The 12,422-nt window shown below is 60.0% G+C and carries 15 protein-coding genes, 1 tRNA gene and 1 pseudogene; 14 read left to right on the top strand and 3 right to left on the bottom strand.

Features of this window, described 5'->3' with window-relative positions:
• Positions 1 to 170 precede the first annotated feature (170 nt).
• From dapA to KHO27_RS02625, 10 genes and pseudogenes are all read left to right on the top strand, one after another.
• The gene (gene dapA / locus KHO27_RS02580) at positions 171 to 1,058 is read left to right on the top strand and encodes a 4-hydroxy-tetrahydrodipicolinate synthase (RefSeq protein WP_214501127.1); all 888 of its coding nucleotides are present in this window, start codon (positions 171 to 173) and stop codon (positions 1,056 to 1,058) included.
• Between the two features lie 17 nt (positions 1,059 to 1,075).
• Complete coding sequence (gene bamC, locus KHO27_RS02585; protein ID WP_214501128.1) at positions 1,076 to 2,191, top strand: NlpB/DapX family lipoprotein; 1,116 nt, start codon at positions 1,076 to 1,078, stop codon at positions 2,189 to 2,191.
• Entirely contained in the window at positions 2,192 to 2,950 is a 759-nt protein-coding gene (locus KHO27_RS02590; protein ID WP_046856745.1) for an MBL fold metallo-hydrolase, read from the top strand.
• A 29-nt stretch (positions 2,951 to 2,979) separates the two neighbouring features.
• The gene (gene purC, locus KHO27_RS02595) at positions 2,980 to 3,690 is read left to right on the top strand and encodes a phosphoribosylaminoimidazolesuccinocarboxamide synthase (RefSeq protein WP_016392503.1); all 711 of its coding nucleotides are present in this window, start codon (positions 2,980 to 2,982) and stop codon (positions 3,688 to 3,690) included.
• Between the two features lie 91 nt (positions 3,691 to 3,781).
• A tRNA-Ser gene (locus KHO27_RS02600) sits at positions 3,782 to 3,871 on the top strand.
• A 173-nt stretch (positions 3,872 to 4,044) separates the two neighbouring features.
• Positions 4,045 to 4,233 carry a hypothetical protein gene (locus KHO27_RS02605; RefSeq protein ID WP_110697886.1) on the top strand — a complete coding sequence of 63 codons (189 nt, stop codon included), beginning with the start codon at positions 4,045 to 4,047 and terminating at the stop codon, positions 4,231 to 4,233.
• A gap of 33 nt (positions 4,234 to 4,266) precedes the next feature.
• A pseudogene (locus KHO27_RS02610) lies at positions 4,267 to 5,667 on the top strand (filamentous hemagglutinin N-terminal domain-containing protein); the annotation flags it as partial.
• A gap of 152 nt (positions 5,668 to 5,819) precedes the next feature.
• A complete protein-coding gene (locus KHO27_RS02615) occupies positions 5,820 to 6,464 on the top strand; it encodes a hypothetical protein (RefSeq protein WP_214501130.1) in 645 nt (214 codons plus the stop codon).
• Positions 6,465 to 6,466: 2 nt separating this feature from the next.
• The gene (locus tag KHO27_RS02620; RefSeq protein ID WP_110697890.1) at positions 6,467 to 6,871 is read left to right on the top strand and encodes a DUF7878 domain-containing protein; all 405 of its coding nucleotides are present in this window, start codon (positions 6,467 to 6,469) and stop codon (positions 6,869 to 6,871) included.
• Positions 6,872 to 7,096: 225 nt separating this feature from the next.
• Positions 7,097 to 7,369, top strand: a complete 273-nt coding sequence (locus tag KHO27_RS02625; protein ID WP_110697892.1) for a hypothetical protein — start codon at positions 7,097 to 7,099, stop codon at positions 7,367 to 7,369.
• Positions 7,370 to 7,394: 25 nt separating this feature from the next.
• Here the strand turns inward: KHO27_RS02625 and KHO27_RS02630 are convergent, their stop codons facing one another.
• Positions 7,395 to 7,748, bottom strand: coding sequence for a hypothetical protein (locus KHO27_RS02630; RefSeq protein ID WP_250888399.1), 354 nt, complete (start codon positions 7,746 to 7,748; stop codon positions 7,395 to 7,397).
• A 440-nt stretch (positions 7,749 to 8,188) separates the two neighbouring features.
• On the opposite strand from KHO27_RS02630, the gene KHO27_RS02635 reads away from it, so the two are divergent.
• Together KHO27_RS02635 and KHO27_RS02640 are read left to right on the top strand one after the other, a co-directional pair.
• The gene (locus tag KHO27_RS02635; RefSeq protein ID WP_028692998.1) at positions 8,189 to 8,668 is read left to right on the top strand and encodes a hypothetical protein; all 480 of its coding nucleotides are present in this window, start codon (positions 8,189 to 8,191) and stop codon (positions 8,666 to 8,668) included.
• Between the two features lie 11 nt (positions 8,669 to 8,679).
• Positions 8,680 to 8,922, top strand: coding sequence for a hypothetical protein (locus KHO27_RS02640; RefSeq protein ID WP_214501132.1), 243 nt, complete (start codon positions 8,680 to 8,682; stop codon positions 8,920 to 8,922).
• A 67-nt stretch (positions 8,923 to 8,989) separates the two neighbouring features.
• Here the strand turns inward: KHO27_RS02640 and KHO27_RS02645 are convergent, their stop codons facing one another.
• Both KHO27_RS02645 and KHO27_RS02650 read right to left on the bottom strand, forming a co-directional pair.
• Positions 8,990 to 9,280, bottom strand: coding sequence for a DUF3077 domain-containing protein (locus KHO27_RS02645; RefSeq protein WP_214501133.1), 291 nt, complete (start codon positions 9,278 to 9,280; stop codon positions 8,990 to 8,992).
• A 26-nt stretch (positions 9,281 to 9,306) separates the two neighbouring features.
• Complete coding sequence (locus KHO27_RS02650) at positions 9,307 to 9,543, bottom strand: hypothetical protein (protein WP_102681693.1); 237 nt, start codon at positions 9,541 to 9,543, stop codon at positions 9,307 to 9,309.
• 491 nt (positions 9,544 to 10,034) lie between these two features.
• Between KHO27_RS02650 and KHO27_RS02655 the strand changes: the two genes are divergently transcribed.
• A complete protein-coding gene (locus KHO27_RS02655) occupies positions 10,035 to 10,226 on the top strand; it encodes a DUF4223 family protein (protein WP_023630554.1) in 192 nt (63 codons plus the stop codon).
• Between the two features lie 373 nt (positions 10,227 to 10,599).
• On the top strand, positions 10,600 to 12,417 hold the full coding sequence (locus tag KHO27_RS02660) for a hypothetical protein (protein WP_214501134.1): 1,818 nt from the start codon (positions 10,600 to 10,602) through the stop codon (positions 12,415 to 12,417).
• Positions 12,418 to 12,422: the final 5 nt, after the last annotated feature.

A 12,422-nucleotide genomic window follows, 5' to 3' on the forward strand; every position in this document is an offset into this window, starting at 1 on the left:
CGCAGGCGAGGAGCACTGTCGACGGCCCGACGGGCCGCGCTGTATCGATCAAAGGATCAAGGGTAGCGAAAAGCGGCGCGAAGGGGAATGCTCCGCCCGCCTGCTTCGCTTGTGCAAGGCCGATGGCGCCAGTACCATTACCGCTCTCTTTTTCCGGCAGGAGCAATTACATGATTGCGGGCAGTATGGTGGCGTTGGTCACACCCATGGATGCACAAGGGCGTCTGGACTGGGACAGCCTCGACAAACTTGTAGACTTCCACCTGGAAAACGGCACCCACGCGATCGTAGCTGTCGGCACCACCGGCGAGTCCGCCACCCTGGACGTCGAAGAGCACATCCTGGTCATCAAGCACGTGGTCGAGCGCGTCAAGCACAGCAAGAAGCGGATCCCGGTAATTGCCGGTACCGGTGCCAACTCCACTGCCGAAGCCGTGCACCTGACCCAGAACGCCAAGAATGCCGGCGCCGATGCCTGCCTGCTCGTCGTGCCTTACTACAACAAGCCGACCCAGGAAGGCCTGTACCAGCACTTCAAGCACATCGCCGAAGCCGTCGACATCCCGCAGATCCTGTACAACGTACCCGGCCGCACCTCCTGCGACATGCAGGCCGAGACCGTGATCCGCCTGTCGAAGGTCAAGAACATCATCGGCATCAAGGAAGCCACCGGCGACCTGGCCCGTGCCAAGCAGATCCTGGACGGCGTCGACAAGGACTTCATCGTCCTGTCCGGCGACGATCCGACCGCCGTCGAACTGATCCTGATGGGCGGCAAGGGCAACATCTCCGTCACCGCCAACGTCGCTCCGCGCGAAATGGCCGACCTGTGCGAGGCCGCCCTTGAGGGCAATGCCGAGAAGGCCCGCGCAATCAACGAAAAACTCATGCCGCTGCACAAAGACCTGTTCTGCGAAGCCAACCCGATCCCGGTGAAATGGGCGCTGGTTGAAATGGGCCTGATGCAACAAGGTATCCGCCTGCCGCTGACCTGGCTGAGCGAAGGCTGTCACGAAAAAGTCCGTACTGCCTTGCGCCAGTCCGGCGTACTGGTTTAATCGAGGAAGTACACCGCATGAAGCGACTGGCTGGTCTTTCCGCTCTCGCCCTGATCATTTCCAGCACCAGTGGGTGCGGTTGGCTGTGGGGCGAGGATGGCTATTTCCGCGACCGTGGCAGCGACTACCTGCAGGCGCAGCCTACCGCGCCGATGCAGCTGCCGCCGGACGCCAGCAACGTCAAGCGCCTGGATCCGCTGCTGCCGATCCCGCGCAACGTGGCCGACGATCGTGCCACTGGCGAGTTCGAGGTACCCCGTCCACAGCCGCTGTCGGCCACCGCCGACATCAGCGATTTCAGCCTGCAGCGCAGCGGCAACAGCCGTTGGGTGCTGGCCCAGCGCTCGCCCGCCGAAGTCTGGCCGGTGACCCGCCAGTTCTTCGAGGACAACGGTTTCCGCATCGCTGAAGAGCGCCCGCAGACCGGTGAATTCAACACCACCTGGCAGCGCTTCGACGAGCTGTCGGCCTCCCTCGGCCAGCGCCTGGCCAGCACTTCCAGCAGCCCGGACAGCGAAGTCCGCGTGCGGGTGCGCATGGAGCCCGGCGTGCAGCGCAACACCTCCGAGGTGTATGTGGTCAGCGTCGAGCGCCCGGCCGGCAGCAGCGCCGAGCCTGACTTCCCGTCCGCCTCCAGCAACACCGGCACCGACGCCCTGCTGGTCGACGAAATGCTCGCCAGCATGAACCGCAGCGCCGAGAAGGGCGGGTCGGTCTCGCTGCTGGCCGCGCGCGACTTCGATGCCCCGAGCCAGGTCAGCCTGAGCGAGGACGGCAGCGGCAACCCGGTGCTGTTCCTGGGTTCGGACCTGGACCGCGCCTGGTCCGGCGTCGGCCGCGCCCTGGAGCAGGGCGAGTGGCGCGTCGAGGACATCAACCGCAGCCTGGGCCTGTACTACATCAACCTGTCCGAGAAGCCCGATGACAAGCAGAAGGAGCCCGGCTTCTTCAGCCGCCTGTTCGGCAGCGAGCCGAGCAAGGAAGAGCGTGAAGCCCGCGCCGAGCGCTATCAGGTACGCCTGAGCAAGGTGGGTGAAAACGTCCAGGTGACCGTCGAGAAGAACATCAACACCGTGGCCCCGGCCGATGTGGCCCGCCGCGTGCTGAGCGCCATCCAGGACCACCTGGGCTAAGTGCGCTTCGCGGTTCTTGGAAGCGGCAGCCAGGGAAACGGCACGCTCATCGCCAGTGGTGACACGGTCATCCTGGTCGATTGCGGCTTTTCCCTGCGCGAGACCGAGCGGCGCCTGGCGCTGCTCGGGGTGTCGGCCACGCAGTTGAGCGCGGTGCTGGTGACCCATGAACATGCCGACCACGTGCATGGCGTGGGGTTGCTGTCACGGCGCTACAATGTACCGGTCTACCTCAGCCAGGGCACCTTGCGCGGCATGCGCAAGCCGGTGGAGGTGGCCGGTTTTCTCGGTTGCGGCGATGTCGTGCAGATCGGCGATCTGCAGGTCAGCGCGGCACGGGTCGAGCATGATGCCTACGAGCCGTTGCAGTACGTGATCAGCGACGGTCGCCGCCGCTTCGGCATGCTCACCGACCTGGGCAGCTACGACGCGCAGTTGTTGGAACGCTATCAGGGGCTCGATGCCCTGCTGATCGAAGCCAACCATTGCCGCGACCTGCTGGCTCGTGGGCATTACCCGCGCTTTCTCAAGCTGCGGGTCGGCGGCAGCCAGGGACATTTGAACAACCACCAGGCCGCGAGCCTGGTGGCCGAGTTGGGCTGGCAAAACCTGCAGCACCTGGTGCTGGCCCACCTCAGCAGCAAGAACAACCTGCCACATCTGGCCCGCCAGTGCTTCGTCGACGCCCTCGGGTGCGACCCGGACTGGCTCCAGGTGGCGAATCAGGATCAAGGGCTCGACTGGCGCCAAATCGCCTAGCCCACCTACTCAAGCAAGCGGAGCCCATCATGGAAAAACGCGACGAACTCTACCGCGGCAAGGCCAAATCGGTTTACCAGACCGACGACGCCGACCGCTTGATCCTGCTGTTCCGTAACGACACCTCGGCGTTCGACGGCAAGCGCATCGAACAACTCGACCGCAAGGGCATGGTGAACAACAAGTTCAACGCCTTCATCATGCAGAAACTCGAAGAAGCCGGCGTGCCGACGCAGTTCGACAAGCTGCTGGGCGACAACGAGTGCCTGGTGAAGAAGCTCGACATGATCCCGGTCGAATGTGTGGTGCGCAACTACGCCGCCGGTAGCCTGGTCAAGCGCCTGGGCGTGGAGGAGGGCATCAAGCTGGAGCCGTCCACCTTCGAGCTGTTCCTGAAGAACGACGAGAAGGGCGACCCCTTCATCAACGAATCCCACGTTGTCGCCTTCGGCTGGGGCACCGCCGAGCAGCTGGTGGAGATGAAGAAGCTGTCGTTGAAGGTCAACGAAGTGCTGAGCAAGCTGTTCGACGACGCAGGCCTGCTGCTGGTCGACTTCAAGCTGGAGTTCGGCGTGTTCCACGGCCAGATCGTCCTGGGCGACGAATTCAGCCCGGACGGCTGCCGCCTGTGGGACAAAGAGACCCGCAAGAAGATGGACAAGGACCGCTTCCGCCAGGGCCTGGGCGACGTGATCGAAGCCTACGAAGAAGTTGCCAAGCGCCTGGGCGTGCCGCTGTAAGCGGCGCGTTAACGCAAGCGCCTGATACCACGCGAATTTTTTTCAAAAAAGGTTTGCCAGAAACGAAATCGCTGGTATGATGCGCGCCATTGGAGAGATGCCGGAGTGGTCGAACGGGACGGATTCGAAATCCGTTGTACTGGCAACAGTACCTAGGGTTCAAATCCCTATCTCTCCGCCATACGCGAAGTAGCCGAAGCCCCCGAAAACGTTGAGTTTTCGGGGGCTTTGTCGTTTATGCTGAGGATTTTTGCCATTCTCTGGCAGCACGCGGTCACGCAATTTTCTTGACGTCAGATTTTTTGCTCAACTAGTATCTCTGCGCCATGATGGCGTAATGATGTCTGATGGGCCATGTCGTTTCACTACCTCGCGATGAGGTTGCGCTTTTCCCCTCGACACCCTCGAATCAAGGTCGCCGACAGCCAGTCCCCGGGGGATCGTCTGTGCCTGGCCGCCAGCGCCACTTTTGCCTGTTCCCTGGAGCGCCCGGGCGTGAGCCGAGCGCTGATCGCCCACCTGTTACGGCTGGAGCTGTTGTAGCAAGCACTGCCACTGCTGACGCGAGACTACGACATGGATGCCCGTCAATTCGTTTTCCTGACCCGACTGCCTTCGGCGACTGTGCAATCGCGCGGATCTTTTTGCGGTATTTCCAAGCGCGCGCTGGCGTTCCTGCTGGCGAACGTCATGTTTTGGCAGCCGCTGTGGGCCCAGGCCGAAGGCATCGCGGTCAGCGCGCCGGGCACGGGGCTGGCCCAAGCGGGCAATGGCGTGCCGATCGTTAACATTGCCACGCCGAATGCCAATGGCCTGTCGCACAACCAGTTCAAGGACTACAACGTCGATGCCCAGGGGCTGATCCTCAACAACGCCATCGAGCGCACGCAGGCCACCCAACTGGGCGGGATCATTGTCGGTAACCCGAACCTCAATGGCCGGGCCGCCGACATCATCCTCAACGAAGTCAATGGCGCAAACCCCAGCCAGTTGCGTGGTTACACCGAAGTAGCGGGCAAGTCCGCGCATGTCATCGTCGCCAACCCCCACGGGATCAGCTGCGACGGTTGTGGTTTCATCAACACGCCCAACGTCACGCTCAGCACGGGCAAGCCGGTGATCGAAAACGGCCAGTTGAGCCGCTACCAGGTCGATCAGGGCACGGTGTCCATCCAGGGCGCGGGGCTCAATGCGAGCAATGTCGACCAATTCGAAATCATTACCCGTGCCACGAAGATCAATGCGCGGATCCAGGCGAACAAGCTGGACATCGTCGCAGGCCGCAACGATGTCGATGCACGCACCTTGACCGCTACCGCCCGCGGAGGCGACGGTAGCCCGAAGCAGGAGCTGGCGATCGACTCATCGGCGTTGGGGGGCATGTACGCCAACACCATTCGCCTGGTAGGTACCGAGGCGGGCGTCGGGGTTCGGCTGGCGGGCGACATGGTCGCTGGTGGCGATATCCACATTGATGCCAACGGTAAGCTGGACCTGGGACAGGCCTCCGCGGGCGGCACGCTGGTCGCCAAGGCGCAGGGTATCGATGTGCAGGGGCCGGTCCATGCCGCCAAGGACCTGGCGATCACCAGCCAGGGTGATCTGCGCAACCAGCGGAGTCTGGCCGCCGGCGATAGCCTGCGCCTGGACAGCGCCGGTCGGGTGCTCAATCAGGGCATCGTCGAGGTCGGGGTCAGCGCCGACGGCAGTCGCAATCGACAGGGCGATCTGCAGGTGACCGCGCAAGCCGTCGACAACAACGGGCACACCCTGGCTGCCAGCCGCGACCTCGCTATCAACACCAATGATCTGGCGAACCAGGACGGCACCCTGAGTGCCGGGCGCAGTGCCCGGATCGACGCGCAGCAGTTGGACAACCAGAATCGGGGGCGTGTCCTGTCCGCAGGGAACCTTGGTGTCAACAGCCAGACCCTGCTCAATGGCCAAGGTGGCTTGATCGCCGGCAGTGGTGCGCTGGACGAATGGCGGCTGAAAAGGCTGCCTGTACCTCTATTGAGTGCGAAAGGGACATCGCCAAGCGGTACAACGATCTCGATGTCAAGCGAAATGAAGGTCTGACACAACTGTGCAAGCTCGACAGCGCGGCTTGTAGCCGTGTAGTCAAAACCTTGCTGGACGATGTGCCAGAGATGGAAAGGATACTGCAGACCTATCGGCACCAGGGGGATGCTGGCGTTTCCGCATTTATTGGACGAGTTATTGAGAGCAACACCGAAGCGATGCAGACAATCGCTTCGAGTCTCGGCAAGGATTCACCGCTCCTGGTAATGATCACGCAAGCGCTCTTGGGAAGAGGTGGCTCCAAGTCCAGTGTTTCACTGGGGCATGGCATCGGCGGCAAGTCGGAAAAGCCGGCTTCGATAGGGGCCAAGGCGGATGCCGAGGCGGGAATGCCCTATGAGCACCCGATCAAGCCAAATTCCAATGTAGACTTGAAACGCGCTTCAGGGGCAGCGTACGCGGCGGCTGACAATATCGATCTGTTCACTCCGAAAGACAAGCATGTCCTTGGTGGTGGGTCACAGTCGAAGGCGCGCTTCAATACCAGCGATGTGCAGGAGATCAGGGACATGATCAGCAACGGCTTACGTTCGAACTCGGCAGCGTTTTATGATAACCCGGCTCACCCGGGTACATTCAGGGTGGTCATTGATGCGGGTCGCCCAGTGGGTGTAAAGGGCCAAACGATGGTAAGGGTCATCGTCGGTGCGGATGGCAAAGTAATGAACGCGTTTCCCGTACATGAGAAATGAGTATGTTTGTAATCGACTTTGATTGGGTGACATTGCCGGATGACATGTCTGGCTACAATGCAGCGGCCTTCGTTGAAGGAGGGCTTAACATCGAGGTGCAAGGAGAACTTTTCCTGCAGGTGGAAAATTGCTTGTTACTGGAGTTGGCGGTGGTGATGAAGCAATGGCTGGCATCTGTGAAGAACGGCGCTGAACATGATTTTTACTATGCGTCGATGGATGAAGAGGAAGAGCCGATTCTCGCGTTGCGTTACTGCAGCGAGAAATCGAACTTCCTGTTGGAGTCATGTTGGGTGGAAGCGCCAGGGCCCGCCGTGACACTGGCTGAGGTGATTGATTGCTTTACACGTTACATGAAACGGTTGACAGATACTCTTTACAGTCGCAGCGGTTACGTTTGGGAATAATGGTTGGCAGTAGCGAAGCGCGCTATGCCTCCTTCCTTGAGCGTTTTATTGAGCGACTCGCGGTTTACGCCTGCACCCTGGACATATGGCCGAGTTTAAGGGAAACCCATTCTAGGCGCATGTTGCCCGATAGTGTTTGGCTCGTGAACGTGTGGCGGGCTTTGTGGCTCAATACCATAGAGGAATCACAAGCGTCCAGATCTATAAAGTCTAGGTATACGAAGCATGAATGGCTTTTCTGAATCTACGTCCGAAGACAGCCATTTTATTTTTTTCAATGGATATAAGGAGGAACGGTTCGACGAGTTTGTCGAATTTGTTCTAACCACCTTGGGGGCTAGGAAGCCTGAGCGTGAGGAAGGGCCATATTCAACGCTGGTCATCACGGAGTACAAGGGGCAGAGGCTGGTTTTGACAAGCGGTTCATTCGAAGGCTGCTTTATTTCCATGGACAAAGAGGCTGCATGGTTGGCAACGGAAATAATCAAGGCGTTCTGATATGGGGCCAGTAAGCGGCGTGTTTTTATGCGTCGGGCGCAGCGTGCTCCAAGGCGGGTGTCTGTATCGCAGGTGACGGCTGGGGCAGGATGGCGATGTCGCCTTTACCTGTCTGATAGACCGTCACACTCAGTGCCGCCACCGTTACACCCAGCGCAACAGCGGTAAGCATGGCGCCCCAGATGTTCAGCTTCAGGCTGCCCAATCGATCGATGTCGCGCCGGACACCCGCGATCGATTCGTCCAATCGCTTGTCGCGCTCGCTCGGGGCAACGAGAAAACCGTCGATTTTCGACGCAATGGCTTCTACCCGAGCGTCCATCTTGATCTCGATAGTCTCGAGCTTGGCGTTGAGTTCGTCACGGGGCACGTCATTCATGGTTACGGTACCAATCTTCTCTGATGGCGGGTCATGTCTACCCAGGCTCATGCCTACTGCATAAAGTCGATGAAAACAGTTGGCCCAGGGCTCCTGCAGCCGACTGTCTGGCATATCGTTTTGAGACATCCACGCCCTCCGCTTTCGAATGGCACGTGAAACACCACGCTCTACTCGTCTATGGTCTTCGATGCTTTTGGCATCGCCCATACGGCTTGCGGGGCATCTGCAATGTTTTGATAGTGCTGTCGATAAGGCAGCGATCAGTAGAGCCTAGAGCGGTACTTGGTCAACGGCAATGCTTAGGCTGGTCTGGATGCCCGATTCGGAAATGGACTACTCGCGGCAGGGCGATGGGCTGGCATAGCTAAATGCCACCGTTTGCGTACCTGCCGAACCTTGTAGAGAATCGCACCCTTTGCCTCGAAAGGATGCGTGCAATGAAGTTCGAAGGGACTTTCCAATACATGGGCAATCACGGGATCGTCTTCAACGTCTCGCAGATCACCCTGACCGACAGCGAGCGCGGGCGTTTGCGCGAGCTGCATTTCGGCGAAGCGAAAAGCGCCCACTACGAGGTCAACAGCAAGGTCGTCGAGACGTACGACAGGATGCTGGCCAAAGGGCTGCCGTGCGTGATGAAGATCGGCATCTCCAAGCCGCTGACCCGGCAACAGGGCGATACCCTCAATGCCCAGCGCACCAAGGTCGCCAACCTTGCCGCCTCGGCGTTTGCTGCGGCCGCCAGTTCTGTAGCATCGCCTTATGTTGGCGTGCCGGTGGGCGCTGGGGTGCGTGCCTATGCCAATGACGTCCTGCCCACCTACCATGCGGGCGATGTGCTGGTCAGCATCGAGGCGCAGGTCAATGGCGGCATCGGTCCGCAGCACTCCACTTCGACCCTGATCATCAAGACCTGAGGGAGGCGCCTGTGTCCGAAATTACCTATGCGGTGGTCGCCCTGGTGCTTTATGGCCTGCTGGATCGGTTCCTCAGGCCCTACCCGCTGCGCAAGTGGCTGGGGGTGGCGCTGGTGGTGGTTGGTGTCGCCGGTTGCATCATTGTTAGCCAAGCCCGTTTGTACGGGTTGGATCTGGGATTGCTGTCGGTCCTTGCCACGGGGTTGGGCGTAGGCCTGTTCGTGAGGCGACGGCGATTCGAGCGGGTCGGTTGATGCGATAAAGGTCTGTATCGATTTCTTTGCTGAAAGCCCCGTAGTTCGCGCTACGGGGCTTTTTGCATCAAACAGCGGGGCTGTTGGTTACTGCGTGGGATACATCTTGCGACAGTGCTTTGGCCATGCCGGTGAGATAGTGGGCGGCGGCTAACAAAGTAGGTGCGTTCTTCAGATCCTGAGTCAGCGCGATATCACTCAGGGTGTAGGCGCAGGTTATCAAGTGCGTGGATTGTTCCAGGGCATAGTCCATTGGGTGGCCTGCAACGACCTGGAACAGTGGAGTTTCGTTATCGATTTCACCGCTTTCGCCAAAGCTGCCGATGCCGATGGTGGTGATGCGTTTGTCTTGAGTCATGCCGGTTCTCCTTTCTCAGGGCGCGATCAATGCCTTGCCTGTACGCGGCTCAGGGCCATTTCTACCAAGCTGCGTGCGCTGTCGATTTCGTGCACGGCGGTCAGGGCCATGACCTGGCCCGGCGGCTTGGTGTGGATCATGGCGGCGTGCTGGGCGGCGGTGAAGGCGCAGACGAGATACTCGGCGATCTGGACGAGCAGATCCTCGAGGGTATGAGGGGAGTCGGATGCTTGTAGCGGAGGGTCGGGGACAATTTTTATCATGGTAGTAACCTGAGCTATTTGGGGCGTCCACCACAAGCTGTCAAACCAATGGAGGCAGCTGTACGTAGGTTGACAGACCGAGGCTCAGGTTCCCGGCGCACACGAATGTGCCCCACGCACAACTGCCATGAAGCAGCCATTGCGTTCTGAGCTACGGCCTGTCAAAGCCGGTCGTTGAGTTGGCAACGACGGGTCGAGACTAGGTCGCAGATCGAGCAGCTGCAATGGTCTGAATGGGGAAAAAGTGTGCTTGGGAAATGGACTACAGGGAATCAGGAAAGTCTGATGAAAACCTGTAGGAAGCTGAAAGGAATTACCCGCCTGTAACGTTTTAGCAAGTAGTTCAACACGCTTAGTTACCGTGCCAACAACTTGTTAGTTGACCCCCGTCAACGAGTGCACCTGTACTAATGCCTTTCATTCTCACCGGCATTTCCCGTATGATCCGCGCGCCATCCGTTTGATGGTGGATCATGGACTAAAGGATTTTTATGAAAAAGCTGATCAAAGCTACTGTCGCTGTTGCTGTCGTTTCGGGCGTTGCCCTGCTGTCCGGCTGCACCGGCCAGGTCTACAACCAGCCTAAGAACTGCTCGTACGACTACCTGTTCCACCCATCGGTTTCCATCTCCAAGATCATCGGCGGCTGCGGCCCGATCGATAAACTGCCTCAGCAGCAGTAATCCTGGAAATACCCTGATCGGGTTGTTCACAGCCTGATCCAAGACCCCCGACCATGGATGTGGCCGGGGGTTTTTATTTCTCGGGGCCGCCTTTTCTGGCAGTTCCACCCTGGGCACGCATTGGCAATTGAACGCTGCTGGCATATCGCCAACTGTTCCATTGCCATTCCCGGTCGCTCGCTATAGTGCATGACACCCTGACTGACAGCCTCAGGACGAGTCTGGATCCCCGACCATGGACGGCATACGGCCCGCATTTCACTGCGTGTGCCGTCTGCACGCCTGCGCGCTCGCGCTCCTTTCTTCTTCCTTGGCCCGTCGAGTCTCAACCCGGCGCCCTGGCGCTGTTCGAAGGCAAGGGAGATGCATCGAGATGGCCACCTACCCCGTCCAGATCACCAACAACACCAACCTGGCGCTGGACATCTACACCACCCTCAACAAGAACCCCGCGACCGATCCGCCTTCCACCAATCCGGCGGACTATACCGCCGTGTACACCCTGCAAGGCTCGCTGGGCGCCAACCAGAGCACCACCTTGCCCCTCACAGAGAGCCTGGCGCGGCTGGTGATCGTGCGCCAGAGCGACCAGTTTCCCTTGCTGGTGCAGGTGGCCAACGCCCTGTTGCCGGACTCGGAACAGGTGCGGGTCGCCAACCAGGATGTGACCACGGCCAACTCCGGTTGGGCGTTCTACCAGTCGTTCATCAGCCAGCCCTTCACTCCCACCGCCCTGGAATTCTGCGAACTGGTCAGCGATACCCCGGCCAACGCCCTCAACGACAAGGCCGCCTCTTTCTTCGCCGCCAATGGCTACCCTGGGGTGAGTTTCGCGCTGTTCTCGGCCCTGGGTTACTGGGCCAACAACCAGCTGTACGCCTATCCGGGCACCTACTACTGCTACGAGCCCCCCAGCGGCAACTCCATGGGCTTCATCCTGCCCACCACCCAGGTGGGCACGTTGACCATCGCCGACGGCAAGGCCAACTACAGCCCCAGCACGGGCGGCGGCAGTGCGCTGCAGTTCCAGTACGGCCAACTGACAAGCCCGGGTGCCGACGACAAGCACGGCTTCAACACCACCGGGTTCATCCGCGACCTGACCTGGGAAGGCAAGCCCGATGTGATTACCTGGGCCTTTGTCGGTACCTGTGACGGCCAGCAGTTCATCGCCCAGTCCTATCAAAACCCGCAGTTGCCCTGGTACGCAGTCGCCTACGACATGGCCTATGGCGCGTTGTTCACCGTGCAGCTGGCGATGACCCTCGACGCCGCGATCAACCTGCTGGGCACCGTGGCCAACGGCATGCAGTGGCTGGCGCAGAATACCGGCAAGCTGATCAGCCGCATCCAGGACAGCCTCAACAGCACCGGTGACACCGCCGGCGCCGGGAGTGGCGTGGGCGACGCAGCCGATCCGGTCAACGTCGACGTGGACATCGACGTGGATATAGACGTCGATGTGGACGTGGATATCGACATCGACATCGATGTGGACGTCGACGTGGATATCGACATCGATATCGACGTCGATTTCATCGCGGTGGTGGATGTCGATGTAGATGTGGACATCGACGTGGACATCGATGTGGTGACCGACACCGAGACGGACATCGACATCGATGTCGACGTGGATATCGACACCGATGTGAACGTCGAGCCCGGCGCACTGATGAAGGTGGTCAATGGCGTCGGCAACTGGATCATGACCAAGGCCTTGCCGACCTTGATCGAAGGGGCGGTGATCTACGTCGCCTTCCAGAGCGTGGGCGCGATCTTCCAGGCCTGGAAGAACCAGGACGAGAAGGACATCGAGAACCTGCAACCGCGTCAGAGCACCGGGGTGGGCGTGCTGGTCAACTACATGCTGCAGGACGACAAGCCAGTGGCGGCTCGCTGGCAGACCTTCAGCCAGTATGTGGCCGAAGTGCAGGGCGATCCGAAGACCGTCGGGGTGACGATTTCCACGTTGCTGCAGACGGGCAACACCAAGGCCGACAACGACGCGGCCAACTGGCGCTGGTCCAGTGACGACGAGAACCAGGTGGTGGCCAGCATGGCGCCCTACACCGGCGATCAAGCCTACAAGGCCTTCGTGATACTCGGCAACGCCACCTACCAGGGCAAGCCGCTGCCGGTGAAGGTGGGGGCGAGTGTTGCGATGAAGTACCTGGCCGCGCAAGGCGCCTGAGGAGC

Origin of the sequence: Pseudomonas sp. RC3H12 (genome assembly GCF_018596375.1) — a bacterium.
Classification (GTDB): domain Bacteria; phylum Pseudomonadota; class Gammaproteobacteria; order Pseudomonadales; family Pseudomonadaceae; genus Aquipseudomonas.

Coding starts and splice junctions, on each gene's coding strand:
- KHO27_RS02645 (WP_214501133.1), bottom strand. CDS start 9,280: ATGACTCAAGACAAACGCATCACCACCATCGGCATCGGCAGCTTTGGC.
- bamC (WP_214501128.1), top strand. CDS start 1,076: ATGAAGCGACTGGCTGGTCTTTCCGCTCTCGCCCTGATCATTTCCAGC.
- KHO27_RS02650 (WP_102681693.1), bottom strand. CDS start 9,543: ATGATAAAAATTGTCCCCGACCCTCCGCTACAAGCATCCGACTCCCCT.
- dapA (WP_214501127.1), top strand. CDS start 171: ATGATTGCGGGCAGTATGGTGGCGTTGGTCACACCCATGGATGCACAA.
- KHO27_RS02660 (WP_214501134.1), top strand. CDS start 10,600: ATGGCCACCTACCCCGTCCAGATCACCAACAACACCAACCTGGCGCTG.
- KHO27_RS02625 (WP_110697892.1), top strand. CDS start 7,097: ATGAATGGCTTTTCTGAATCTACGTCCGAAGACAGCCATTTTATTTTT.
- KHO27_RS02635 (WP_028692998.1), top strand. CDS start 8,189: ATGAAGTTCGAAGGGACTTTCCAATACATGGGCAATCACGGGATCGTC.
- purC (WP_016392503.1), top strand. CDS start 2,980: ATGGAAAAACGCGACGAACTCTACCGCGGCAAGGCCAAATCGGTTTAC.
- KHO27_RS02605 (WP_110697886.1), top strand. CDS start 4,045: ATGTCGTTTCACTACCTCGCGATGAGGTTGCGCTTTTCCCCTCGACAC.
- KHO27_RS02655 (WP_023630554.1), top strand. CDS start 10,035: ATGAAAAAGCTGATCAAAGCTACTGTCGCTGTTGCTGTCGTTTCGGGC.
- KHO27_RS02630 (WP_250888399.1), bottom strand. CDS start 7,748: ATGAATGACGTGCCCCGTGACGAACTCAACGCCAAGCTCGAGACTATC.
- KHO27_RS02620 (WP_110697890.1), top strand. CDS start 6,467: ATGTTTGTAATCGACTTTGATTGGGTGACATTGCCGGATGACATGTCT.